At 34.9% G+C, this 25,957-nt stretch carries 29 protein-coding genes; 4 read left to right on the top strand and 25 right to left on the bottom strand.

The window, feature by feature from the left end; translation table 11 throughout:
* Positions 1 to 47 precede the first annotated feature (47 nt).
* From hemW to gpr, 5 genes are all read right to left on the bottom strand, one after another.
* The gene (hemW, locus tag CRO00_RS15225) at positions 48 to 1,193 is read right to left on the bottom strand and encodes a radical SAM family heme chaperone HemW (protein ID WP_097074522.1); all 1,146 of its coding nucleotides are present in this window, start codon (positions 1,191 to 1,193) and stop codon (positions 48 to 50) included.
* A gap of 214 nt (positions 1,194 to 1,407) precedes the next feature.
* Positions 1,408 to 1,731: a hypothetical protein gene (locus CRO00_RS15220; protein WP_097074521.1), complete on the bottom strand. Its 324-nt coding sequence runs from the start codon at positions 1,729 to 1,731 to the stop codon at positions 1,408 to 1,410.
* Between the two features lie 246 nt (positions 1,732 to 1,977).
* The gene (lepA, locus tag CRO00_RS15215; RefSeq protein WP_097074520.1) at positions 1,978 to 3,810 is read right to left on the bottom strand and encodes a translation elongation factor 4; all 1,833 of its coding nucleotides are present in this window, start codon (positions 3,808 to 3,810) and stop codon (positions 1,978 to 1,980) included.
* A 272-nt stretch (positions 3,811 to 4,082) separates the two neighbouring features.
* A complete protein-coding gene (spoIIP, locus tag CRO00_RS15210; protein ID WP_097074519.1) occupies positions 4,083 to 4,973 on the bottom strand; it encodes a stage II sporulation protein P in 891 nt (296 codons plus the stop codon).
* A gap of 48 nt (positions 4,974 to 5,021) precedes the next feature.
* A complete protein-coding gene (gene gpr, locus CRO00_RS15205) occupies positions 5,022 to 6,059 on the bottom strand; it encodes a GPR endopeptidase (RefSeq protein WP_097074518.1) in 1,038 nt (345 codons plus the stop codon).
* Between the two features lie 164 nt (positions 6,060 to 6,223).
* On the opposite strand from gpr, the gene rpsT reads away from it, so the two are divergent.
* Positions 6,224 to 6,475 (top strand): 30S ribosomal protein S20, encoded by a 252-nt coding sequence (gene rpsT, locus CRO00_RS15200; RefSeq protein WP_097074517.1) that lies wholly within the window; start codon positions 6,224 to 6,226, stop codon positions 6,473 to 6,475.
* A 357-nt stretch (positions 6,476 to 6,832) separates the two neighbouring features.
* Here the strand turns inward: rpsT and holA are convergent, their stop codons facing one another.
* Positions 6,833 to 7,843, bottom strand: coding sequence for a DNA polymerase III subunit delta (holA, locus tag CRO00_RS15195; RefSeq protein WP_097074516.1), 1,011 nt, complete (start codon positions 7,841 to 7,843; stop codon positions 6,833 to 6,835).
* 174 nt (positions 7,844 to 8,017) lie between these two features.
* Here holA and CRO00_RS15190 point away from each other — a divergent pair, with 174 nt between their 5' ends.
* Positions 8,018 to 8,182 carry a YqzM family protein gene (locus tag CRO00_RS15190; protein WP_097074515.1) on the top strand — a complete coding sequence of 55 codons (165 nt, stop codon included), beginning with the start codon at positions 8,018 to 8,020 and terminating at the stop codon, positions 8,180 to 8,182.
* A gap of 48 nt (positions 8,183 to 8,230) precedes the next feature.
* Here CRO00_RS15190 and CRO00_RS15185 read toward each other — a convergent pair whose 3' ends face one another.
* From CRO00_RS15185 to CRO00_RS15130, 12 genes are all read right to left on the bottom strand, one after another.
* Positions 8,231 to 10,387 (bottom strand): DNA internalization-related competence protein ComEC/Rec2, encoded by a 2,157-nt coding sequence (locus CRO00_RS15185; protein WP_237658440.1) that lies wholly within the window; start codon positions 10,385 to 10,387, stop codon positions 8,231 to 8,233.
* 109 nt (positions 10,388 to 10,496) lie between these two features.
* On the bottom strand, positions 10,497 to 11,069 hold the full coding sequence (locus CRO00_RS15180) for a ComE operon protein 2 (protein ID WP_097074514.1): 573 nt from the start codon (positions 11,067 to 11,069) through the stop codon (positions 10,497 to 10,499).
* Between the two features lie 66 nt (positions 11,070 to 11,135).
* Positions 11,136 to 11,705 (bottom strand): helix-hairpin-helix domain-containing protein, encoded by a 570-nt coding sequence (locus tag CRO00_RS15175; protein ID WP_237658439.1) that lies wholly within the window; start codon positions 11,703 to 11,705, stop codon positions 11,136 to 11,138.
* A 138-nt stretch (positions 11,706 to 11,843) separates the two neighbouring features.
* Positions 11,844 to 12,590, bottom strand: coding sequence for a class I SAM-dependent DNA methyltransferase (locus CRO00_RS15170; protein WP_097074513.1), 747 nt, complete (start codon positions 12,588 to 12,590; stop codon positions 11,844 to 11,846).
* Between the two features lie 2 nt (positions 12,591 to 12,592).
* Positions 12,593 to 12,931, bottom strand: a complete 339-nt coding sequence (gene rsfS / locus CRO00_RS15165; protein WP_097074512.1) for a ribosome silencing factor — start codon at positions 12,929 to 12,931, stop codon at positions 12,593 to 12,595.
* Between the two features lie 46 nt (positions 12,932 to 12,977).
* The gene (gene yqeK / locus CRO00_RS15160; RefSeq protein WP_097074511.1) at positions 12,978 to 13,532 is read right to left on the bottom strand and encodes a bis(5'-nucleosyl)-tetraphosphatase (symmetrical) YqeK; all 555 of its coding nucleotides are present in this window, start codon (positions 13,530 to 13,532) and stop codon (positions 12,978 to 12,980) included.
* Complete coding sequence (locus tag CRO00_RS15155) at positions 13,519 to 14,091, bottom strand: nicotinate-nucleotide adenylyltransferase (protein WP_097074510.1); 573 nt, start codon at positions 14,089 to 14,091, stop codon at positions 13,519 to 13,521. The genes yqeK and CRO00_RS15155 overlap by 14 nt, the downstream gene beginning before the upstream one ends.
* Positions 14,092 to 14,103: 12 nt before the next feature.
* On the bottom strand, positions 14,104 to 14,409 hold the full coding sequence (yhbY, locus tag CRO00_RS15150) for a ribosome assembly RNA-binding protein YhbY (RefSeq protein WP_097074509.1): 306 nt from the start codon (positions 14,407 to 14,409) through the stop codon (positions 14,104 to 14,106).
* 15 nt (positions 14,410 to 14,424) lie between these two features.
* Complete coding sequence (aroE, locus tag CRO00_RS15145; RefSeq protein WP_097074508.1) at positions 14,425 to 15,264, bottom strand: shikimate dehydrogenase; 840 nt, start codon at positions 15,262 to 15,264, stop codon at positions 14,425 to 14,427.
* 110 nt (positions 15,265 to 15,374) lie between these two features.
* Positions 15,375 to 16,478, bottom strand: coding sequence for a ribosome biogenesis GTPase YqeH (yqeH, locus tag CRO00_RS15140; RefSeq protein ID WP_097074507.1), 1,104 nt, complete (start codon positions 16,476 to 16,478; stop codon positions 15,375 to 15,377).
* Positions 16,475 to 16,999 (bottom strand): YqeG family HAD IIIA-type phosphatase, encoded by a 525-nt coding sequence (locus CRO00_RS15135; protein WP_237658438.1) that lies wholly within the window; start codon positions 16,997 to 16,999, stop codon positions 16,475 to 16,477. The genes yqeH and CRO00_RS15135 overlap by 4 nt, the downstream gene beginning before the upstream one ends.
* Before the next feature lie 123 nt (positions 17,000 to 17,122).
* Positions 17,123 to 17,905 carry a phosphatidylserine decarboxylase gene (locus tag CRO00_RS15130; RefSeq protein ID WP_097074505.1) on the bottom strand — a complete coding sequence of 261 codons (783 nt, stop codon included), beginning with the start codon at positions 17,903 to 17,905 and terminating at the stop codon, positions 17,123 to 17,125.
* 143 nt (positions 17,906 to 18,048) lie between these two features.
* Here CRO00_RS15130 and pssA point away from each other — a divergent pair, with 143 nt between their 5' ends.
* Together pssA and sigK are read left to right on the top strand one after the other, a co-directional pair.
* Positions 18,049 to 18,588 carry a CDP-diacylglycerol--serine O-phosphatidyltransferase gene (pssA, locus tag CRO00_RS15125; protein ID WP_097074504.1) on the top strand — a complete coding sequence of 180 codons (540 nt, stop codon included), beginning with the start codon at positions 18,049 to 18,051 and terminating at the stop codon, positions 18,586 to 18,588.
* A 120-nt stretch (positions 18,589 to 18,708) separates the two neighbouring features.
* Entirely contained in the window at positions 18,709 to 19,461 is a 753-nt protein-coding gene (sigK, locus tag CRO00_RS15120; RefSeq protein WP_097074503.1) for an RNA polymerase sporulation sigma factor SigK, read from the top strand.
* Positions 19,462 to 19,709: 248 nt separating this feature from the next.
* Here sigK and mtnN read toward each other — a convergent pair whose 3' ends face one another.
* The 7 genes from mtnN to CRO00_RS15085 form a co-directional block, all read right to left on the bottom strand.
* Positions 19,710 to 20,402 (bottom strand): 5'-methylthioadenosine/S-adenosylhomocysteine nucleosidase, encoded by a 693-nt coding sequence (gene mtnN / locus CRO00_RS15115; RefSeq protein WP_097074502.1) that lies wholly within the window; start codon positions 20,400 to 20,402, stop codon positions 19,710 to 19,712.
* Positions 20,403 to 20,462: 60 nt separating this feature from the next.
* The gene (locus CRO00_RS15110; protein ID WP_097074501.1) at positions 20,463 to 21,134 is read right to left on the bottom strand and encodes a YrrS family protein; all 672 of its coding nucleotides are present in this window, start codon (positions 21,132 to 21,134) and stop codon (positions 20,463 to 20,465) included.
* A 188-nt stretch (positions 21,135 to 21,322) separates the two neighbouring features.
* A complete protein-coding gene (gene greA / locus CRO00_RS15105; protein WP_097074500.1) occupies positions 21,323 to 21,808 on the bottom strand; it encodes a transcription elongation factor GreA in 486 nt (161 codons plus the stop codon).
* 351 nt (positions 21,809 to 22,159) lie between these two features.
* On the bottom strand, positions 22,160 to 22,798 hold the full coding sequence (gene udk / locus CRO00_RS15100; protein WP_097074499.1) for a uridine kinase: 639 nt from the start codon (positions 22,796 to 22,798) through the stop codon (positions 22,160 to 22,162).
* Positions 22,799 to 24,076 (bottom strand): peptidase U32 family protein, encoded by a 1,278-nt coding sequence (locus tag CRO00_RS15095; protein WP_097074498.1) that lies wholly within the window; start codon positions 24,074 to 24,076, stop codon positions 22,799 to 22,801. It lies immediately after the preceding gene.
* 16 nt (positions 24,077 to 24,092) lie between these two features.
* Positions 24,093 to 25,025, bottom strand: coding sequence for a peptidase U32 family protein (locus CRO00_RS15090; RefSeq protein WP_097074497.1), 933 nt, complete (start codon positions 25,023 to 25,025; stop codon positions 24,093 to 24,095).
* A gap of 5 nt (positions 25,026 to 25,030) precedes the next feature.
* The gene (locus CRO00_RS15085; protein WP_097074496.1) at positions 25,031 to 25,663 is read right to left on the bottom strand and encodes an O-methyltransferase; all 633 of its coding nucleotides are present in this window, start codon (positions 25,661 to 25,663) and stop codon (positions 25,031 to 25,033) included.
* Between the last annotated feature and the right edge of the window lie 294 nt (positions 25,664 to 25,957).

Raw genomic sequence — 25,957 nt, 5'->3', positions numbered from 1 at the left:
ACTTATTTTAAATTATCAAATCTCACATATTATGTCAACGAAAATACCTAATCTTCAATTAAAAATTGTTGAAACACTTCATTCCCGATAAAACGACCTTTCCTAGTTAATTTCACATGATGGCCATCATTAATTAGTAAAGCATCTTTCTCTAGTTGTTGGATTGTCTCGCCATATAAATCTTTAAGATGTACTCCAAATTTTCTTTCAAACTCTTTAACCGAAACGCCTTCATTTTTCCTTAGTCCTAAAAACATTTGCTCTTCATACATTTCCTCGATTGAGACTTTGTGCGTTTGGAGAAGAGGCCGACCTGAATTCATAACTGAGTCAATGTATCTTTTTATTGGACCATAATTTGAGTAACGCTCACCTTTTAAGTAACCATGAGCACCAGCACCAAATCCTGCATATTCATCATTGTCCCAATAAATTTTATTATGTGTTGATTGGTAACCATCTAACGCAAAATTACTAATTTCATACTGTTTTAGTCCATTTTCCTCCATTTTTCGCATTAATAAATCATACATTTCCGCTTCGAGTTCCTCAGAAGGTAAATTTAACTTCCCCTTTGCATATCGAATATAAAAAATAGTCTTTGGCTCGACAATTAAAGAATATGCAGAGTAATGTGGAAGTTTTAACCTTAATGCTTTATTTAATGTATCTTCCCACTGTTCCATTGTCTGACCTGGTAGTCCGTACATTAGGTCAATGCTTATATTTTGAAACCCAACTGATTTAGCGTGCTCTATCGTTTCGTATACATGCTCATTTGAATGTGTTCGCCCGAGTTTTTTTAGTAATTCTTCATCAAATGATTGTACCCCCATGCTTAATCGATTAACTCCACCGTTGTATAAAGCTTTTAACTTATCAATAGTTAGTTCATCTGGGTTTGCTTCAGAGCTAAATTCAATGCGTCTATTCGTTGGGATATACTTATGAATTAAATCTAAAAGTCGTTTAATTTGTTCCGCTGAAAGAGCAGTTGGCGTTCCCCCACCTAAGAATATTGTTTCAATGTTGTCAAATTGATCCGGCATATTGTGAACAACCATTTGCATTTCTTTTCCAACCGCTTCAATATATTCATCTACTGGCTGATTTTTAAAAAATACTTTATTAAAATCACAGTAATTACAAATTTGATGGCAGAAAGGAATATGTATGTAGACACCACGCGCCATTTGTTTCCCTTCTTTCCCTAAAAATTTAATGCTTCCCTTTATTGTACTCTTTGCCTTTAAAAATTCAATTTAATCGCACAGAAAATAACAAAATACAACATTTAATGATACTAAGCCTTCTCTGAAGATACAAATAACCTAAGTCTTACCTCCCTTTCTATGCAAAAAAGTCCCAATAGATTTGCTAAAATGCAAACTTTGGGACTTAGTTAAACTAAATTACAAAAGCAACTTGTTCACTATGAAGTTTATGTATTAATTCAACAGCGGTAATGGTAGAAAACTTTTCTGAAAAATCTAATGCCTCTTTTTGTGATTTAAAAGTAAATGCACCTAGCTCTTTTTCAATATCGAATTTTTCATGATTTAGTTTTAATAAATAAACTCTTATTCTAGGGCGATAAGGTTTCCCTTGGTCAACATTATCACTTGCAATTAATGTACCAAAAGTAGGGTTCTCCTCATTAATAATTGTATTGATGACAACCAATTCATCTAGTTCAAACCAGCTTGGAATATTTACTATTACTTTACTCATTGATCAAATCTCCCCTTTGTTGTATTTCACATGAAGCAAAACACCCATAAATCCCCAATTAGTAGTTATTAACTAGCCAACTTATAATAATATTGTACTATATTTATTTCGAAAGAGGAAGTAAATTTTTTAAATATTCCATCAATTTAAAGTTAGAGACATGGCGGTGTAAGGTATTTTTTTTCTAAATCGTGCACTCATTCATTCTATGATAAAAACCGCCACTTATTTAGTGACGGCTTAAAGTTATTTTTTATTATTATCATCCATTTTCAAGACTGCCATAAACGCTTCCTGAGGTACCTCTACTGAACCAACTTGCTTCATACGTTTTTTACCTTCTTTTTGTTTATCAAGAAGTTTACGTTTACGTGAAATGTCACCACCGTAACATTTTGCTAGTACGTTTTTACGCATCGCTTTAATTGTTGAACGGGCAATAATCTTTTGCCCAACAGCTGCTTGAATTGGTACTTCAAATTGTTGACGAGGAATTAAATCTTTTAATTTTTCTACGATTACTTTTCCACGTTCGTAAGCAAAGTCTCGGTGTACGATAAAGCTTAATGCATCAACTTGTTCTCCATTTAATAAAATATCCATTTTGCTCAACTTAGAAGGCTTGTATCCTGCTAACTCGTAATCGAAGGATGCATAACCTTTCGTATTTGATTTTAAGTAATCGAAAAAGTCATAAACGATTTCTGCTAACGGCATATCATATTGAATACTTACACGAGTTGTATCGATATAATCCATACCTATAAAGTTACCGCGCTTTAATTGGCAAAGCTCCATCACAGCTCCTACATAATCGTTTGGCACCATAATTGTAGCTTTTACATATGGCTCTTCGATACGGTCAATTTTTTGAGGATCTGGCATCATTGATGGGTTATCGATTTTTAGTGATGTACCATCTGTTAAATACACTTCGTAGATTACGGAAGGTGCAGTCGTGATTAAATCGATGTTAAACTCACGCTCAATACGTTCTTGAATAATTTCCATGTGTAATAAGCCTAAGAAGCCACAACGGAAACCGAAGCCTAAAGCTTGTGAAGTTTCAGGTTCATATTGTAATGCTGAGTCATTTAATTCTAATTTCTCTAATGCTTCACGTAGATCATTGTAGCGAGCTGTATCAATTGGATATAGACCACAATAAACCATTGGATTTAACTTACGATATCCTGGTAACGCTTCAGCAGCACGATTGTTTGCAAATGTAACAGTATCCCCTACGCGTGTATCTCCAACGTTTTTAATAGATGCTGTTAAATAACCAACATCCCCAACTGATAATTCCGCTTGTGGTACAGCTTTAGGTGTGTGGATGCCCACTTCAATTACTTCAAATTCAGCACCTGTTGCCATCATGCGAATTTTATCACCTGGTTTAACGGTACCATTTACGATACGAATTGAAATAATAACCCCTTTATAAGGATCATAAACTGAGTCAAAAATTAGTGCTTGTAATGGTGCTTCTGGGTCTCCACCTGGCGCAGGCACTTTTTCTACTATTTGCTCTAAAATTTCTTCAATACCAATACCTGCTTTTGCCGAGGCTAATACAGCTTCCGACGCATCTAGGCCAATCACATCTTCAATTTCTTGGCGTACTCGTTCTGGGTCCGCTGCAGGTAAATCAATTTTATTAATAACAGGTAATATCTCTAAATCATTATCTAAAGCTAGATAAACGTTGGCTAAAGTTTGGGCCTCAATACCTTGAGCAGCATCTACTACTAATATTGCACCTTCACATGCAGCTAGAGAACGAGAAACTTCATACGTGAAATCGACGTGTCCTGGTGTGTCGATTAAATGAAATGTATAAGTTTCGCCATCTTTTGCTTTATATTTTAGTTGTACAGCGTTTAATTTAATTGTAATTCCACGTTCGCGCTCTAAATCCATCGAGTCTAATAATTGAGATTTCATTTCACGTTGCGTAACCGATTTTGTTTGCTCTAAAATACGGTCAGCTAAAGTAGATTTCCCGTGATCGATATGTGCAATTATAGAAAAATTCCTTATGTTCTCTTGGCGTTTTAAACGTTCTTCTCGATTCATGTCGTGTCCACTCCTAATCAAATACGCCTCCCGCGCTTCTTCTACATCAACTTTGTAGAAATAGTGCCTTTAGATACAATCTTAGGCATGCGCTGGAGGCTTTAACCTTTATCAGTATAAAATTTACTAATAAATTATTTTAGAAACCTTCAAGAGAGAAAGTTTTCATTACTTTTATAAAAAAGGCTAAACTAATTTGAATTATAGCAGTGACACATAACCTTTAGCAATGTTAGAGTGAGAAAAATATGATGAAACTAGCAATTTCATACTTAATTATTTTTAGCTACTTGTTGATTAACAAGGGATTTTGAAATCGCCTGTGCCAAAACTGCGATAGAACGGTATACTTCATCTTCTGTGTTATCTATACCACCAATTTCAATTAAAAGTAATGATTTAGACAAATCTTGATTATAAACCCCATCTACCCCAGCACCTTTTTTTTCAATTATCCCTCTAGACAAATTAGGAACAATTTTATTTAAAGATTGACTTAGAGTATTTGCATAAGAAAGATTCGACTTATAATTAGGATTTTCAGCTCCAATTACAAAAGCAACTTTCGCATATTTAACATCATTATGGATTACGGTTGATTTATCCGCAGCAGTTGCATCCCTATGAATATCTAATACTAAATCGTAACTATTTTGTTGTAACTCTTTACTTAAATAAGGTCGTACTGTTTTATATGCAGACGCCATGGTTACACCCTTCTGTTTCATAACTGACATGACATCTACATCAAGAGTCTTTGCATTTAATCCGTTTAACCGAAAATAATCTTCCATCACTTTGGCCATTGTGAGCAAGTTTGTTTGATCATCATACACAGCTACCTTGCCCTTTTCAGTTTTTACAAATGGCTTATACGTCTCATGAGAATGCGTAAACACGAATAAGACATCATAAGAATTTACTGAGGGAGTTACATCTGATTGCGATTTTGTTTCTTGCTCCTCTGGTGTAACTTCTATAGGCATTTCTGTTGGAGGCGCTTCTTGTGTACTAACATCAGCTGATGCAAAGACGACTTGCTTTTCTTCAACTTGAGGAGGTTCATATTTTTCGTTGTTTGGAAAAGGCAATAGTCCTGCAATGATGGGTAACATAAAAAAGAAGAATAAAAAAACTGCTAGAACTTGAACTTTTTTTAACATGACATCCTCTCCTTCCACTACCTTATGGAGAGAAGAGGAAGTTTAGAACTACTTTGCTTTCTTAACTTTATGATCCAACCAATTAAATAGACTTTTACTAATTAACAGAGAATATTTTGTAATCCAAACGTCTACTTCTTTAGGCGTAACAATTAATCTTTCAGGATGAGATGCAAAAGCTTCTTCAAATAATTGAAGTCGATCATTTGTTGACCATGTTGACCATTCACCAAAAATTGGTTTGATTAAATCTAAATTTACTTGAGCATTCGGGTCTGGCGTCCATGATCTAACCGATAACTTTCCTGATGGCTTATTTTTTTCTTCAATTCTCGCTGCGATAGATCTAAATACATTGTCAATCGCATCTGCAATAATAACTGTCGCATCCACTACAGTTGGAACACCAATTGCTGTTACAGGTACTCCCATTACTTCCTTTGAAACTTCTGTTCGTTGATTTCCTACCCCTGAACCAGGATGTATACCAGTATCTGTAATCTGAATCGTTTTACAAAGCCTTGAGCTACCTCTAGTTGCTAGTGCATCAATTACTAGAACAAGAGTTGGTTTGATTTTCTCAGTTAAGGCCTGAATAAAATCACTTGTTTCAAATCCCGTTTGTCCAGTTACTCCTGGTGCGTACATAATAAAGTGATCGCTTGGATTTTCGGATTGCTCCGTTTGCATCGCATCAATAGCAAATGGCCCTACAGCATCGGGAGTAATTGTTTTATTGCCAAGCCCAACAACAAGAATTTTACTATCTTCGTTAATATCAATATCTTGATGAATGTCATCTAAATATTTTGTAAATGCTTTTTCTAATTGTTCAAACCCATTGTTATCATCTATTGTTAAAGTTGGAACAGAGAGCGTGATATATTTTCCTTCTTTTTTTCCAATTTGCTCTTGCCCATTTTGATCTACTTCTACTCTTGTTATTTTGACTCGACCTTCGTTAAACTCCTCAATATTGACGCCGCTAGATTTGTCTAATTTCTCCTTCTGCTGCTTGGTCTGATGCTCAACCACCTCTTGCGCTTCATCAATTAAATCGGTTCTACTCCAGTTAACTTCTATCATCTTTTATCACCTCATAAATATGTTGGTCAAACTGTCAAGTAAATATTCTTTGCATTTATGTATTGCAATTATTCTCATGGTTTGGTAGAATGATTTTTGTTGTATTGACAAACGAAATAGTTGAGAAGATACTCATCTCGTACCTTATTTAGGAGGTGAAAGATATGCCAAACATTAAATCTGCAATTAAACGTGTTAAAGTTGCTGAAAAAGCAAACATCGCTAACTCTCAAGCAAAATCTGCTATGCGTACTACTGTGAAAAAAGCTGAACAAGCTCTTGCTACAGGCGCTGATAACGCTCAAGAATTAGTATTAGCAGCTTCTAAAGCACTTGACACAGCAGCTTCTAAAGGTCTTATCCACAAAAATGCAGCTGCTCGTAAAAAATCTCGTCTAGCTAAAAAAGCTAACTAATGAAACTGTAAAGATCAATTTCCTTTTGGGAATTGGTCTTTTTTCATTTTTAAATAAAAATAATGCACAAAAAATAAAAAACCACCCAATAAGTAGGGCACTGAAAAAGTCGATTTTAATAAATTTTTATAATAAAAATACGCTCAGATCTTTTAGGAAGTGGGATTCACGAAGACTCCTACGGGAACAGCTTGAGCTGAAGACCCCGCAGGAGCTTGCGACGAGGAGGCTGAAGCCAAGCCCGTGGAAAGCGAAGTGAATCCCACCTTCTATTTAGAAGCAAATAATTACTATAAATTTTTATCGGTATTTAGTTTTTCAGTGGCTTCCCAATAAGGATGGTCTTTTTGTTTAATATTATAGCTCTCTAAGTAAAAACATTTCTAACAACCGTTCTCGATTACCACCAGTAGATTTTAATTTTAAATCAATTTCAGCTAAATTATGTAACGCTTTTAATAATCTTTCCTCGCTTGGTCGATTACGGTTTTCCAACATTATCTTCACCCTGTATGGATGAATTTTTAATTGTTTTGAAATTTGCGTAGGGTGATAGCCTTTTTTTTGTAGATAATAAACATTATTCATCGTACGAATATTCGATGAAAGAAGACCAACAAGCATAATAGGTTCTTCTTTTTGACGCAGTAAATCATGATATATTTGTACTGCTTCAGCATTTTGACGGGACAAGTATGCATTTAACATTTTAAATGCATCATGCTCCAATGTTTTTGCCACTAAGTTTTCTACGATATCTACTGTTATGTAAGACTCGTCTCCGAGGTATAAACATATTTTTTCGATTTCAATTTGTAACTGGAGCATGTTGGCCCCAACCATTTCGACAAGTTTATCCACTGCTTCGTCTTCTATATTTTTGTTAAACCGATTTACTTCTGTTCGAATCCAGACAGCTAAGTCGTTTTCTTTCGGTGTTTCTGCATGAAGCATCACACTTTTTTCTTTCATTAATTTTGTTATTTTTTTACGTTCATCCAATTTTTCATATGGTGCGATTAAGATTGTTACAGAAAAATCAGATGGGTGGTTTAACCAATTTTCAAGTCGCTTTAAATCATGGTCAATTTTTTCCTTGCCCTTTTCTGCTGCTTTTAAAAAAGAGGCATTTTTCGCAACAATTAGCTTTCTTTCTGAGAAAAAGGGAAAAGTATCTGCTTCATCCACCATCACGTCAACTGGGGATTCTTCTAAATCAAAAGTCGTTGTTTCAACTTCCTCCGTTGTACTTAACGCATGCTTAATCCGTTTAACTGTTTCATCAACAAAATAGGATTCCTCACCGTAAATGCAATATACAGGAGCGATCTGTCCATTTTTAATATCTTTCCATACATTTGTAAACATTTTGGGCACTCCTTATCGTTATACTATTATTAGTATACATGTTTTTTTATTTTTGGTCGTAGGTATGTATAAAATGTGTCAACATTACGAAAGGTAGTTAATAGAATTTGACAGATTCTATATAGATTTTTACTATGTATTGACTTATAATTACTTTGAGTAGGAGGGATAGGTATGGCTTCACATAATGAAAACGTTGTAACACACAATCCTTTTGAAGGTAAAAATGGCGCTACAATGCGTAACCAAGCAATCGATGCTGGAGTAGGATTTGGTGTTTCATTCGTATTCTTCGCACTTATGTTTATTATTGCAACAATTATTGATGTAGCAGCATAATGCTATTAGAAAAAAGGACTTCTCATAAAAGAGATGTCCTTTTTTCTTTTATTTAGGATAACTAACTGCCATTCCATTATTCTTAATGGACACTTCAATTGTTCCTACTACGCCGGTAGTTAATGAATGTAAATTTAGCCTTTGAAATCTTTCTACAACTTCTTCGTGTGGATGTCCGTAGCGGTTATTTTCACCAGCACTAAAGATTGTTAAATTAGGCACTAATTGCTCTACAAACTTTTCACTACTAGATGTTTTACTTCCATGATGGCCTGCTTTTAGTAAGTGAATGCCTTGTAAATGAGGGTAATTTTGAAGTATATTCTCTTCCCCTTCTTTCTCTAAATCACCCGTAAACAAACCTTGAAAATCCCCTCTTGTGATTAACAACACTAGAGAATCATTATTACCTTCATAGTTTGTTTCTAAAGGCCAAAGATAGCTAAATGAAATATCACGAACCCTCCATAAATTAGAGGCAATTTGCTCTTTTATCGCAACTTTTTGTTTTTGCGCTTCTTTTAATAAATCGCTCATAATGTCCTTTTTATAAGAATTTGGGGTAATGTGAATCTCTTCTACTTTAATTTCCTGTAAAACTTCTTCGGCACCTTCAACATGGTCTGCATCCGCGTGAGTAATAATTAATTTATCAATTTTTGTTATCCCCTTCCCTTTTAAATAAGGGACCACGATTTGTCTTCCTACTTCAAAGGGGCGATCATTCAACTTCCAATTCTCCTGCTCAAACCTTAATAAGCCCCCTGTATCAATCATGTAAACTTCCTCCTGCCACGGCAATTCAACAACAATACAATCTCCTTGGCCAACATTAACAAAGGAAATTTTCATCTCGTTAAATAGTTTTCCCGAGACATGTATTAATACTAGTGGGATACATAATATGGCTACTGTTTTGTATAGCTTCGAATAGTTTTCAAATCTATAAAACACAATAAAAATAGACAGATATGCTATTAAAATTAGTATTAGTGATGGCTTTCCTGGGTTCCACATTTGATATGGGATGCTTTGTAGCAAATTAATAAGATGTGTTAATAACTCTCTACTAGGTTCGTACAAAGTGAATAATAACTTTTGCAGTACTCCCGGTATAAACGAAACAACTAACAAAATAATATTAATGGGTAAGATAATAAAACTAAATAACGGTACGAAAAAAATATTAACGATGAAGGATGAGATGCTTATCTCATAAAAGTGGAAAAGTAAAAGAGGATAAACGAGTAACTGACATACAAAAGTAATGAAAAACGATTGTACTACCCAGGATGAGAATTGGTGAAGAATTTTCCCGGAATAAATTAAACTTGCTGTTGCTAAATAAGACAATTGAAAACCTATTTGATAAATTGACCATGGCTCTAAAAGTACAAATAAAATAAAAGAGATAGACAACGCATCATCGACAGATAAACGCCATTTTACGCGACTTAAAAGAATAAGCTCTACCACTGTAACAGCACGCCATACAGAAGGTGCACCACCTGCAAGAATACCGTAGATAGGAAGGATGACAAGAAGAATCAACGTTGCTAATTCTCTTCTAATTTTTAATCGAATCAATCCTTGGAAAAAGATAAATGAAACGATGGCTATATGTAGCCCAGAAATAGCAAATAAATGAGTTATGCCAAGCTTTTGATAGGCTCGTGTCATTTCATCATCAACATGTTCTTGTAAGCCAATGAGCAATGCTTGTGCCTCTCCAACGAGGGATTGGGGAAAGGTTTGCTCAATATGTGTTTTTAATTTAAAACGTTGCACATTAATTTTCTGAGCAATCGATTCTTTTGTTCCAACATAAGACCAATTTGCTATCTCAACGATACCAATTGCGCCTTTACTTTTTAAATACTTTTTCATATTAAAAGCATATTGATGTGCTGGTCGATTCGGCTCTTCAAGGAGACCAAAGACTAAAAATTGTTGCCCCGCTAATGAAATTTGTTTGAATTTTTTCATTTCGTTCTCAGTGGGAAATGTATAAACGACATAAACATTTCTGCCATCTTGATCCTCCATAAAACCGCGCAGTTTATTACCATTAAACTTATATTCATGGGTCCATGTTAAGGTTTGTGGCAATGTTAGAGGTACTTCTAATTTCTTTAATTCGTCTGAGATATAATAAAAGAATACAAAGCATGCGATGATTACACCTAGAATATGAATAAAGTGCAATCTTTTATAAATTAGAAACAAAACGAGAAAAATAAGTATAAACAAAAGCCTCATCGATTCAAAGGCTGCTATTGTGGCAACTAGAACTGATAAGGCATAATATATCGATTTAGACTTCAACGATTCCAAATAAGGACTTCACCTTCTCTTCAAAAGGTTTTAATACTTCGGCAGATGCGCCGAGACTACGTAACTTAATTAACATCTCTAAAGCTAAATCAAACTTTTCATCCTTTAAAAAATCAATATTTGATTGTTCAAAAGGAATATGAACGACATTTACTTTTGCTTTTTCGAACAATTCCAAAGCATAGGGACTATTCTTATAATCGTTCGCATAGTATACATTTTGAATACCTGCTTGAATGATCGTTTTTGTACATTGTAAACACGGAAAATGAGTCACGTAAACATCTGCCCCGTTCGATGATGTTCCATATTTAGCACATTGTAATAAAGCGTTCGTTTCTGCGTGAATTGTACGCACACAGTGATTGTCTACTACATAACATCCTTTTTCAATACAATGTTCATCTCCCGAAATAGAGCCGTTATAGCCCCCTCCGATGATTCTTTTATCCCTTACAATCGTTGCCCCAACCGCAAGTCTTGTACAAGTACTTCTTAATGCTAATAAATGACTTTGTGCCATAAAAAACTGATCCCAAGTAATACGCTCCATATGACTAACCTCCAAACTCTATACCATTTAGTTTAGATGTAAAAAAAGAATCATGCAATTGTATATCTACTTAATATCGATTAATTCTTTTAATTTTTCGAAGGTTTTGTCACCAATACCCGAAACATTTGTCAAATCTTCAATCGTTTTAAACGACCCATTTTCTTCTCTGTATGCAATGATAGCTTGTGCTTTAGATGGTCCAATACCGGGAAGAGTAGTAAGCTGAGATTCATCAGCAGTATTAATATTTATTTTATCACTCGTATCATTTGAGACTTGTCCACTCATTACAATGGATTCAATTGGCTGGTTTTCTAGTTCTTCACCCTTCTTCGGTATATAAATTACCATCTCATCTTGAAGCTTTTGCGCATGGTTTACATGTTTCGTTTCTGCTTGTTCTGTATATCCACCAGCCAGATTAATCGCATCAATTACACGATCTTCTGTAGTTAATTCGTATACACCAGGAAAATATACTTCACCTTTTACGTCAACCATAATATTCACTATCGGTTGTTCTTCGTTTTCATTATTTAGTTGTTCACTTTGTTGTTGTGGAATTGTTGAAATACTTTCAAAGGGTTCATCCTTTGAGTCTTGTTGAAGGAAATAAAATAGGATAAAAATCAAAACAAAGCTGGGGAATAGCATTGTTTTAGCGTATTTTTTCAAAAGATGCAAAATCTAAAAACACCTCACAACAGAGGGTGTCATATGGAGTATATTAATAATATACATAATTTCCCTTCTGCTGAAAAGGTGTTATTTTTATTTAATTGCTCTTATAAAGATGCGTTCACTTTCTTCTGTTGGCTCTGTGTTTTGCCAATCAGCCGTAATAATCACTTTGGAAAAACCAATATTAGTCAACCATTCAATGTATTGTTCAATTGGATATGTTCTTTGAAAATGTTCTTCATCAAATCGTTCAAAAAGGTCAGATGTTTCATCTTTTACAAAGAAAGTCATTTGATGAAAAACGGAATGCTCATATTCTGCCGGTTCAGTAAACCAGATATAAGTGATAACTCCATCATCATAAGTAAATGGACTATCCATGAAGATTTCATCCATCTTATAAAGAGAATGTACATCAAAAAATAATTGACCACCTTCACGTAAGGTAGAATGAACTCTTTTTAACGTTTCAACAACTTCACGGTCTTCTTGTAAGTAATTGATTGAGTCAATTGGAATCGTGACTACATCAATTTCTGAAAATCCTTCAAGTTGATCCATTGACATCGCAAACAAAGGTATTGAAACGCCCACCTCTTGGAAACGGTCATTTGCAACAGCCAACATTTCTTCAGATAAATCGATACCTGTAACATTATAGCCTGCCTCATGAAATTGTAAGGAAAGGGTGCCAGTACCACAACCTACATCTAATAATGTTGGGTAGTCATTACTCGGTGCATGTTCCATAACCCAACTTACATATTGGTCATAAGGTATGTCTTGCATAAGCTCGTCATAAATATGAGCAAATCGTTCGTAACTACCTTGTACCATGATTATTGAACATCTAATTGAGGAGCATCTCCCCAAAGTCTTTCTAAATTATAAAATGCTCGTTCATCTTTATGGAAGATGTGTACAACAACGTCTCCAAGATCGACTAAAATCCATCGAGCTGAATCGAACCCTTCCACTCGTTTAATGTTATAGCCGCTTTCTTCTGCTTTATCTTGAACTTCTTTTGCAATTGCCTGTAACTGACGGTCTGAGTTACCATGACAAATAATAAAATAGTCTGCTAATAAAGAAATATTTTGCATATTTAATACTACTATATCTTCCCCACGTTTATCATCAATCGCTTTATAAGCAATTTGTAATAAGTTTTCTGTCATTCTCCACTGTTCCTCTCTTTTATGCGTTCATCATCATGTCAAATGGTTATGAAATGATGTCGTTAAAACATTCAACTGATGCTGGAAAAATTGGTTGTTTTGTTTGAACTAAAAACGTAATTGAATGACTAACACATGATTCCATGGCTAACTCTAAATTTTCATTTGCAATTTGTCGCAAATTTTCAACCCCTGGAAAATTACGATTAGGTTCAATCATATCTGCAATATAAATAATCTTTTCCAACTTAGACATGCCAGCTCTACCTGTTGTATGGAAACGAATCGCATTTAAAATATCTTCGTTTGTTATATTAAATTCATGCTGCGCTATCCATGCTCCTACTGGTCCATGTAAAATTTCCGAACCCCACCCTAATAGTCTTGGATCAAGTCCTTTTGTTTGGACAACTTCACGCATCCAATTTTCATCAGCATATTTGGCAATATCGTGTAAAATTGCAGCCGTTTCAGCACTTTTTTCATCTTCACCGTATTTTTTCGCTAACGATATTGCCGTTTCCATTACACCAATAGTATGAATATATCTTTTTTCAGGCATACGTATTTTCACATTGGCTAAATAATCATCCCGCTCCATACAGCCCTTCCTCTCGAATATAATCATGGACACCATCTGGTAATAAAAATCTTAATGTACCGCCGTTTTTTAACCGATTCCGTATTAATGTTGAAGATAAATTAAGTTGTGGCGCTTCCACCATCGTAATGTTGTAAGTAGTTGTAGATTGCGTACCAGGCCGCTTTAAACCTACAAATTGAACTAGTTGAACTAATTCATCGATATTGTGCCAAGAATGAAGGGAATCAATCATATCGCCGCCAATAATAAAATAAAACTGAACATCAGGCTCTCTCTTACATAATTCAACCATTGTTTGATATGTATAAGAAATGCCTCCCATTTCTAACTCAATTGTTTCCATTTTGAAATGTTCATACGGTTCGATTGCAATTTCAACCATACGCAAACGGTTTTCCATAGAGGCATCATCAATCAATTGCTTATGTGGAGCTATAGCATTTGGCATAAAACGGACTTCATCCAGTTGCAAAGCATCATACGCCTCATTTGCCATTATTAAATGCCCAATATGAGGAGGATTAAATGTTCCTCCCAAAATGCCAACTTTTTTCATCCGTTTTACACCTTACTTTTTGCTCGGTTTTGGTAGTACAATTTTCTTATTATTACGAGATTCTTTATATAGAACAACTGTTAAGCCGATTAATTGAACTAGTTCTGCCCCAGTTCCTTCTGCAAGTGCTTGTGCAACATCGTCTTTTTCTTCTTCACAATTGTCTAAAATACGCACTTTAATTAACTCACGCGCTTCTAATGCATCACGTAATTGACGCAGCATTTGATCATTAACCCCACCTTTTCCAACTTGAAAGATCGGTGTTAAATGATGAGCCTCAGCTCTTAAAAATCGTTTTTGTTTGCCAGTAAGCAATTTTATTTCCTCCTATTACGAACAGGTTGTTACCTGTAATTCCTCAGTTAATTTGTTTGTTGTATGTTCTGTATTAGGGTATTGTCCTAACCAATGATTAAATGCAATTGCTCCTTGGTGAACAAACATCCCTAGACCAGTTACAACGATTGCATTTTTCTTTTGAGCTTCCAACAAAAATGGCGTCATTAATGGATTATACACAATATCCGCTACAATTGCTCCTTGTTGTAGCTTTTCTAATGAAAGTGGTAAGCTAAATTCACTATTCGCTAAGCCAGCCGATGTAGATTGAATAATTATACCAAACTCATCTAATCTTTGTTCAGCATCCACTAAAGATAAAGCTTGCCCTTCACCCAGTTCATGGGTGATTTCTTGTGCCTTTGTGACTGTACGATTAGCAATAGTTAAATTTCGATAGCCATATTGTTGAAGAGCAAAGGCAATTCCTCTTGCAGCCCCACCAGCTCCGATTAATAGCACAGGCTTTTCTTTATATCCATCTCCAACTGCTTCTTCAAGAGAATGAACAAATCCTGGACCATCTGTATTATAACCCTTTAATTTTCCATCAGCGCTACGAACAACTGTATTAACAGCCCCCATCTTTTGGGCCATCTCATCTAGTTCATCTAGAAATGGAATGATTGCTTGTTTATGTGGAATAGTCACGTTCCAACCACTTGCTCCTAACGTTTTTAAAGAGGAAATCGCTTGTTCTAATTGCTCACTCTTTACATGAATCGGAATATATGTGGCATCAATGTTCATTTCTTCAAACCAACCATTATGCATGGTAGGTGATTTTGAATGTTCTATTGGGTCACCAATAACAGCAAACCATTTCTTCATTTTCAAACCTCTTTTCCAATAGAAAGCGACTTACACAGTTGCCAAAGAAACCAGTAACTCCCGACAAAAGTGCAGGTCACGTATAGTTGATTTTTTTGAGCATCTCTCATTTAGATTAAGGAAGGACGAATAAATACTTCTACCCCTTTTGGTGCATGAGCTGCAACGACGACATTAGCATGCTGAATCGTAATCCATCCAAGTCCAGATATAACAACATCCGTTTTTCCTTCTTTAATCGCAAATTCATGCCGAACAAGCTCTGGTAGTTGCTCGATATATTTTTTCGAAGGTGGAGATAAAAGTTCCCCTTTATGTTCTGCATATAAGGAATCAGCTTTTTCTAGTTTTGTCCTATGAATTGGTAAATCATTTGCGACATAAACTGTAAAAGCAGAGCGTTCGCCTTTAATGAAATCAAATCGAGCAAGTGCACCGATAAATAAAGTTTGACCGGCATTTTGTTGGTATACTTTTGGTTTAATTTCTTTTTTCGGTGTAATGTACTTTAACTCACTACTATCAATATGATGTGCCATTTGGTGGTGATTAATGATTCCTGGCGTATCATACAATGAAGCACCATCATCTAATGGGATTTCAATCATATCTAAAGTTGTACCCGGGAAATGAGATGTTGTTATAACATTCCCCTCACCAGTAGCTTGTTTAATAATTCGGTTAATAAATGTTGATTTCCCTACATTCGTACTTCCAACAACAAAAACATCTTTGCCTTCACGATAACTTTCGATAGCCTCAACCACATCACTCATACCCATTCCTTTATGGGCACTAACTAACAAGACATCAATCGGTTGTAGTCCTAAACTTCGTGCTTCGCGTTTTAGCCAATTGATTACTTTTTTCGTTTTCACAGACTTCGGTAGTAAATCTGCTTTATTCGCAACGAGCAATACTGGATTTTTTCCAACGAAGCGATGCAAACCAGGCAACCAACTTCCGTTAAAATCAAAAATATCAACAATCTTAACGATTAACCCTTGTTGATTTCCAAGACCATTTAATATTCTTAGGAAATCATCGTCCGTTAAATTGACTGGTTGAATTTCATTATAATTTTTTAGGCGAAAACAACGTTGGCAAATTATTGTTTCTTTCTCAAGAGAAGATGCTGGAGCAAAGCCTACCTCTTTAGGGTTTTCTGTCTGAATTACTGCTCCACAGCCAATACAATTTGGCATTTCGTTCATTTCTGTTCCTCCCAAGTTTTAATTCCTTTACGCTTTAAAATATTAAATACTCGGCGTTCTACAAACCGATTAAAAAGCGTAACAAAACCATCCGACTCTGCAACAGGTCGAACTAAAAATGTATATAAGCTTAAACGATTAGCTCCCATAATATCCGTAAGTAACTGATCTCCAACCATGGCAACCTCGTTCGTTTTTAAACGAATCTCCTTCAATGCAGCATAATAAGCATTTCCCAATGGTTTTCTTGCGCGATAGATAAAAGGAATGCCTAATGGTTCTGCAAAACGTCTCACACGTTCCTCATTGTTATTTGATGCAATAATGACACGAATCCCTGCTTCTCTTAGCATTTCCATCCATGCTGCTATTTCTTCTGTTGCATGGGGTCTGTCCCATTCGATGAGCGTATTATCTAGGTCGGTAATAATTCCTCGTATTCCTAGCTTACTCAGTTTTTCAGGTGTAATTTCAAATACAGTATTTACATATTCATCCGGCAATAGAAAATTATACAACACTTTAACCCCTTAACTTAATTTTTTCAAAATACTGACATAAAACTAAGATCATCAGTAAATTATATACTATCAGTTAGGGAAATTTTTCCCTTAGCTGCTATTTCTGGATAACATTATTATTCATTATATCATAATTGCTATTCGTTCTCCCATTTTCACCTCATAGCCTTGTACGAGGTTCTCAGTGAAGGCAATCGTATTTTCCTCAAAAAACATAACAACGGTTGAACCAAAAGCAAAATAGCCCACTTCTTCGCCTTTTTTCCATTGATTTGATGTATTCGTCAATTTAATGCTATTTACAAACATTGCTCCGACTTTTACTAAAGTAAAATTTTTATTATTTTGGTATTGCAACTCACTAATCATACGATAGTTATGACTTAATGGTTTTTTCCCGTATGTTAATCCCGTATTATTTACGGGATAAGACTTGTTGCCCAACACATACTGACGGACAACTGTAGCATCAAACGGACTATGAATACGGTGATAATTTGCCGGGCTTAAGTAGAAAACAATATATTTTCCATTGATATATTTTTTGGCTAGTTCTTCTTTACCAAATAAATCGATTAATGTATATGGTTTATTTTTTACTGTGAAGACCGCATTTTCAAGTATTGTACCAAAGGATTCAATTTTTGCATCGACAGGACTTACGAATGTTTCTGCATTTGCATCGATTGTTCTAGCTTCCGTTTTTAGCTGTCTTGTAAAGAAATCTTGTAAACTTGTAAAACTGTTCAAATCCTTTGAAACTTCTGCCAGTTCTATTTCGTATACTTTACTATACTCTCGAATAAGATTCTTACTAAATGAAGATGTTACAATGCTTTTTAGCAAAAGGGAGCTGTACTTTCCATTTGTTAATTCAATCAAACGTTGATAAATCTTCTCTTTCATAGGTACCCCCCTAGTTCTATAGAGTCAAATATCCTAAAAATTTAAAAGAGTGTAACATTTATAGGATATTTTGATTTACTTACAATTTATTATTTTTCGAAGTATAATATAAAAATACAATGAGCGTAAAGGAGTGTTCCCCCATGTTTCTTCTCCATATGGTGGATTCCACGATTAAAAAAGTAAAATCGCACGCTGCTAATTTAATAACAATCTGTAATATGTCATTTGGTGGTGCCTCCATTATGGCCACACTAAATGAAGCTTATAGTTATAGCGTCTTATTTATTTTTATTGCTGCTTTCCTTGATCGGTACGATGGAAAAGTAGCTCGAAAGTTTAATCAAGAATCAGAATTAGGAAAACAATTAGACTCTATGGGTGATATTATATCATTTGGTGTCGCACCCGCCCTACTAATGTATGAAAATATCATGACGGATTTTGGTATGGCTGGAATGATTTTAACAATATTATACATTGCAACCGGAGCATTTCGTTTAGCAAGATTTAATATAACTGATACAAAAGGATATTTCATAGGTTTACCGATTACAGCAGCCGGTACTTTTCTAACATTTTCTTACTTTTTCACCACAATTGTAGAACCACAAAGTTATTTATTTTTATTCCCTTTCTTATCGTTCTTAATGATTAGCACATTTAAATTAAAGAAAGTCTAGACCCGATCGATGCATCCTTTACCCGCGTATGCATCGGTCATTTTTTTACTAAAAATTATTAATCATTTTCTATAAAAACATATCATATAATGTCGAAAAAGGCAGAAAGGATGACGTAATTTGAGCGGTATTTTTGCGTCTCTTATGCAGCTTTGGCTCGACATCCCATCTTTTTTAGGCTACTTAAAAGGGCAGGCATTTCATCGTCCTTTCACAAAAGAAGAAGAAGCAAAATGTATAGAACGGTTTATGGCAGGAGATGAGCAAGCACGGCTAGATTTAATTGAACGAAATATGAGGCTAGTCGCTCATGTCGTAAAAAAATTTCATCCACAACACGAACAACTAGATGATTATATATCTATTGGTACTATCGGTCTAATGAAAGCGGTTAGCAGTTATACACCAGATAAAAAAACAAGACTTGCAACTTATGCAGCCCGCTGTATAGAAAATGAAATATTAATGCATTTAAGAGCACAAAAGAAAGTTCAAAAAGATGTATCGCTCTTTGAACCTATTGGGGTGGATAAAGAAGGACAATCTTTACAAATTCGAGACTTGTTGCAGCTTGACGAACAACCCGCAATCGATAAAATTGAGCAAAAAGAAAGCTTTGAACAATTATATGAATATTTAGGAACGCTTGAACCACGGGAACTAGAAATTATTGTATATCGTTATGGATTAAAAAATAATGAACCGTTAACACAAAAAGAAATTGCAAAAAAACTGAAAATTTCTAGAAGTTATGTATCAAGAATTGAAAAAAGAGCTCTCGTTAAACTTTACCAACAATTTAAACACAATCAGGCTGAGCGTGAAAGCAAAAAGGCGGCGGAAAACGATTTGAGACTTTCAAAAATTGAATAGCATTTTCCCATTATAAAAGCTCATTTAAACTGTCTCCAGCTTAAATGAGCTTTGCCTATATTAGTGATTTGCTGATTCGCTATTAGCTCCGAAGTAGATAAGAATTCCTAAAATTGCTGTAATCGCTACTGAACCACCCATTAATAATAACATTGTCCAAACCTCCTATTTATTTACATTTTTAATATACATTAATACCATTCTATCTTACTTGCATTTTTTCAATACCGTCAAGTGCGTTTAACATATTAAAGCTTTTCAATTGTTTTTAAAACGATTTCAGTGGAATGCTTTGCTGCCACTGGTAAAAATTCATCGAAACTGATGTTAGATTCTTTCCCGGCAATATCTGATAATGCACGAATTACAACAAATGGTGTTTTGAATTGGTAACAAACTTGTGCTACTGCAGCGGCTTCCATTTCAACGGCTTTCATTTGCGGGAAATATGACCTTACTTTTTCCACTCGTTCTGGATCATTCATAAATGAGTCACCAGAGCAAATTAATCCTACACCTACCTGATGCTCACCAATTTCAGTAACTGCCTCTTGTGCCACTTTAATCAATTCTTCATCGGATTTGAAAGCTGGTGGCATTTGTGGAACTTGCCCCATTTCATAATCAAAAATTGTTACGTCTACATCATGGTGGCGTACTTCATCAGAAATAACAACAGCACCCACATCTAGACTTGGGTCGTAACCACCTGCAGAACCTGTATTAATGACAACATCTGGTTTAAATTCATGCAATAAGATCGTTGTTGACATTGCTGCATTCACTTTTCCAATACCACTTTTTAATAAAACGACCTCTTTATTATTATATGTACCTAACGTATATTCACTGTTGGCAATCGTCGTTACATTTGTGTTTTCTAGGGCATTTCGTAATAGTTCTACTTCTTCTTCCATTGCTCCAATTACTGCGATTTTCATAAGCTCCTCCATTCTACGTCAACTTAACGATAAAGATTTTTCCACGGTACGTCAATAAAATTAATATGAATCAGCCAGTTGATTTAGTTTTTCTACTTTTACCGGTTTCCATCCCTCATTGTCGATCCATTCGATATATACACGATATTTATTTGAACGATTGGAGTCATTTGAAGAAACAACAGCCACTGATGAATTTGCATTTCCGTTATTTTTTACTGACCAGAAAATAATTTCATCTTCTCCAAGTCCAACTGCATTACGGAATGTTTCCTTTTTCTCTTCATAGTCGATGTGTCCTTCTTCATAAGCTGAAACATGTTCGCCTGTCTGTTTTGTAGGTGTAGCTTGCCAATTAGGATCTACCAGTACTTCATCTACAACAGGATCTGCTGATGTTTGAACGATTAGTTCACTTTCTAAAGTTTCTGTATTAGACATCTGTTCTGTGGAGTGATCACCATTAGATTGATCTTCTACGTCCGATATATTAGTCGTAACTTCTTTAGATTCTTCTGTTTTTTTGTTTTCTTCTGTTATCTGTTTAGTTTCTTTCGTATTTTGTTTTTCGTCATCCCCCGTAAAAATACTTACCAAGTTCAGCACAATCAAGATCGAAACAATTGCGATAAGTATATTTAGAAGGCGATCCATCTTTTTACGTGGTTTTTTAGCTTGATAGCGTTGTCTTTTTTCAAGACGTGTAGATTTCTCAGGCTTACCATTTTTCATTCGATTGAAACCTCCTTCATGCTTTTAAACATACTATATTTTATCAATAATTGATCTGTTATTTCCATTACAAGCCTTATATTTAATATATCTGTTACGAAATTGAAAAAGTCGACAAATCCTTTGTAAGGTTTTGCCGACATTTGTCATATGGCTATGTATGAAAGTTAGCCAAATTATGAATGGTATTATTTTGCAGTACTGATTGAAACGATGCGAACTTCCATGTCTCCACCAGGTGTTGTTAATTTTACGATGTCATCAACTTTATGACCAAGTAATGCTTTTGCAATTGGTGAATCATTCGAAATACGACCTTCGAATGGATCTGCTTCAGCTGATCCTACGATTGTATATTCTTCTTCGTCACCATCAGGAAGCTCAATAAATTTAACTGTCTTTCCTAAAGTGACAATATCACTTTGACCTGCAGTTTCTTCTATAATGATAGCATTACGCAACATTGATTCAATGGCAGAAATACGCCCTTCAACGAACCCTTGTTCTTCTTTTGCAGAATCGTACTCAGAGTTCTCTGATAGGTCCCCAAAGCTACGAGCGATTTTAATACGCTCAACAACTTCTTTACGTTTAACCGTCTTTAGATGCTCTAATTCCTCTTCTAATTTTTGTTTTCCCGCTAGTGTCATTGGATACTGTTTTTCATTTGACAAGACAATCACTCCTTAAATACTCGCAATAAATTTATTTGAAACATTACTATACACCTTCGAAAAACGCAATCGTTTTCATTTTTGCTTTTCTTAAAAACGATACACATCTAATTAATTGAAAGTTATTGGCGTATATTCTGTTTCACAATCTTTTTAATATTGTTCCAACAGTTAGTACAAATTGAACAATATTAAAAAATGTAATAATAAAACCCGGTTAGTAGTTAAGCATATGAGACACTTGCCCCAATTAGAAGCAATATTGTCAACTTAACTAGTAACCGAATTTTACATTTTACATATTAATTTTCAATTAGTAATACTAAATTATACCAACTGTAACACATCATATTACACATTGGTCATAGTTTCAAGAATTGTTTTAATTTTTGTTACCATTAGATCAATTGCGACTTCATTCTCTCCACCTTCTGGAATAATAACGTCAGCATATCTCTTTGTAGGTTCTATAAATAAATTATGCATTGGACGTACAGCCGTTAAATATTGTTCGATGACAGAATCAATTGTTCTACCACGTTCCTTAATATCCCGCTCAATACGACGAATTATACGTAAATCTGAATCTGTATCCACAAACAGTTTGATATCCATTAATTCTCGTAATCGACTATCCTCTAAAACAAGAATACCTTCCAAAATAATTACATCTTTTGGTTCGACGTGAATTACCTCGTTTGCCCGGGTATGGTTTACATAATCATAGACCGGCTTATCAATAGCTTGACGATTCAATAAGCGATTTAAGTGTTCAATGAGTAAATCATTGTCAAAGGCTAAAGGATGGTCATAATTTGTTTGTAAACGCTCTTCAAATGTTAAATGACTTTGATTTTTGTAATAAAAATCTTGTTCAATAACAACTACGGAATGCTCTCTGAAAACATCATAAATGGCATGGGTTACACTCGTTTTTCCCGAGCATGAACCTCCTGCAATCCCTATAACTAGAGGACGCTTTTTTGACATTTATTTATTCTCCTTCCGCATCATGTTGAACTTGAACAACGGACGATCTACTTTAAACTTCACAATTTGTAATGGGTGGTTTGCTACTTCTATTTCTTGGCCTTCTTCATCCCAAATTTGGCCTACTTCCATTTTGAACGAATCAATTTCTGGACCGAAGAATTCAATTGTGTCCCCTGGTTTGAAGTAATTTCGTTGTTGTAATGTCACCATGTTTGTTGTCTGATCATAATCAAGGACTAGTCCTGCAAAATCCCATTTCATTTTTGGTGCGTGGAATCCAAACATTTGTTGTTTATAGCTTGGTTCACCTTCAAAGAAAGCAGATGCAGTTGCGCGGTTTGCACAACGATCTAATTCTTCTAACCACTCTTTTTTAATTTTAAAGTTGTCAGGGTCTGCACAATATGCATCAATTACTTTTCGGTATACTGAAATAACTGTTGCAATATAGTGAATGGATTTCATACGACCTTCAACTTTTAAAGAATCAATACCTAACTCAATCATGTGAGGAATGGATTCAATTAATTTTAAATCTTTAGGACTCATTGCAAATGGTGCGTCACCTTCATTAAATAACGCTTTTTCTTCACCACCTACATTTTCATATAAGTCATAGTCCCAACGACAGCTTTGGCAACATCCACCACGGTTTGAGTCGCGAGCCGTCATATGGTTTGATAATACGCAACGCCCAGAATATGCGATACACATTGCACCATGTACAAAGGCTTCAATTTCAATATCCACTTCTTGTTTCATTTTTAGCATTTCTTCAGCACCCACTTCACGTGCTAATACAACACGATGCAGGCCTTCTTGTTTCCAATATTTAACTGCTTTCCAGTTAGATAATGATTGCTGTGTCGAAAGGTGGATTTCAAGTTTAGGAGCTACACGGCGACAAGTTTCGATAATTAAAGGGTCGGCAACAATGATTCCTTTAACCCCAGCACCTTCAATTGCTTGTAAATATTCTTCTAAACCATCCATATTTTCATTATGAGCGAAAATATTTGTTGTAACATAAACTACGGCACCATATTTATTTGCAAATTCGACACCTTCACGCATTTCTTCAATAGAGAAGTTGTCAGCATTTGAACGCAAGCCGAATTCTTGTCCACCAATAAAAACTGCATCTGCTCCATAATGTACAGCAACTTTTAATTTTTCTAAACTTCCTGCTGGTGCTAATAATTCAGGCTTTTTCGTTATGACACGTTTTCCGTTAACGACTTTGCGAATCTTTTCATTTTCTATTAGTTGTAACAAGTCATACCCTCCGTTCCTAATACACTGTTTCTTTGAAGATAAATCCTGTATCTAACGGACGAATAGCTGGTTGGATTTCTTCAATTTTTTCTAACAGTTCGTCCTTCATTTCATCATAAGCATCTTCACCATTGTCAAAGTAAGCATCAATTGCTTGACGATAACAATTTGTAACAGTTGTAATATATCCTTCTGTTTGTAGAACACCGTCAAATTTTAATGAATCAATACCTGCTTCAAATAGCTCTGTTAACTCATCAATTAGACACATATCGTTTGGTGAGAAAATATGTGTTCCATTTAAATCTTCATAAATTGGATATTTATTTTTACGCTCTTTATCATGTAAGAACATGTTTTTATTTTCTTTACGATTTTCAATTTCCATTACTTCATCACGATATAAGAAATAGTTCCCTAATAGCGAACGTTTTGATTGGAACATCGCTGTCATACCATGAACTTGAACTTCAATTTCAGCATTGGCGTTTTCTTTAATTTCAACAACTTCATCTAATGAAAGCTCGCGTGCTAATACAGCTCGTTTTGCCCCACGTTCGTTCCAGTAGTTTACTTGGAACCAGTTTGTCGCAATTGTTTCGGGATTCCAATGTAGTGGAATGGTAATGCCTAATTCACGAACAGCCATTACAACAGCGGGATCCCCAAATAATAGTGCATCCACACCAATTCGTTGCATGTCTTTTAAATAGTCGTCTAAATCATCTAATCGATCGTTGTGGAAAATAGCATTTACAGCTACATATACTTTTTTACCAGCTTCGTGAATAATAGTTGTTGCTTGTTCTACATCATTTACATTAAATTCACCAGCTAAACGTAAGCCAAATTTTTGTTCACCAATCACAAAGGCATCAGCACCAGCTTCAATAAGTGCTTTAATATGATCAACGGATTTTGGTGTAACTAATAATTCAGGTTTTTTCAATTTATTCACCTCTTCAAACAAATTAACAATCCATCACCAATTGGAAAAAATGTACTTTCATAGTCTGGGTGGTTCATAATCCAATCGGTAAAGTTTTTCAAATTACGAATCATCGTTCTCTTACGACGAGGAACATCTTTTAAATCTAAATCAGATAATCCGTGCATGTACATATTATCGATATACAATATCCCCCCGGATGGAACGAGAGGAGAGAACTTCTCAAAAAATCGCTGGTATTGACCTTTTGCCGCATCTATAAAAACTGCCTCAAAAGTAGAATGTAATGATTCTACATCTACTTCTAACGCATCCCCTTCAATGAGTGTAATTCGGTTAGCTGCTTCCGAACGAGATAGAAAATGCTTCGCCATTGTTACCCGTTCAGAATCCCTTTCAACTGTAACAATTTTGCAATCAGGTAATGCAATAGCCATTCGTAATGCTGAATAACCAATTGCTGTTCCGATTTCTAAAATGTTAGATGGCTTTTGAATACGAAGAATTTGACTTAATGCATCGATCGCAGACAATTGCATAATCGGCACATGATGAATACTTGCGTAGTTTTCCATCTCCATTAATAATTGATTACGCGGTTGAACTAAGGATTCTATATAAGCATCTGAATATTCCATTAGACGAACCCCTCTTATACTTAATCTTTTGCCGAACAATGTCTGAAAAAGAAAAAAAACCAAACATGATAGTTGGCACAATAAATTTAATAGTTTATGACAAAAAAATCACAACTTATAATATCATGAAAATAGAAGGAATGCGAATAAACTTTATTAAATCTCTAATTAAAAGTATGAATTTAAACTTTTACTATTAACTCAAACTTCGCAGACTGAAATCGACAAATAAGCCTTGATATAGTTAGGCAGACCGTTAATCCACTGCTGTAGTTGACTTTTGATTAATTTTTG

The sequence above is a fragment of the Ureibacillus xyleni genome, from assembly GCF_900217795.1.
Classification (GTDB): Bacteria; Bacillota; Bacilli; order Bacillales_A; family Planococcaceae; genus Ureibacillus; species Ureibacillus xyleni.
The sequence above is the reverse complement of the archived record's forward strand: the minus strand, read 5'-3'. Positions and strand labels throughout refer to the sequence as shown.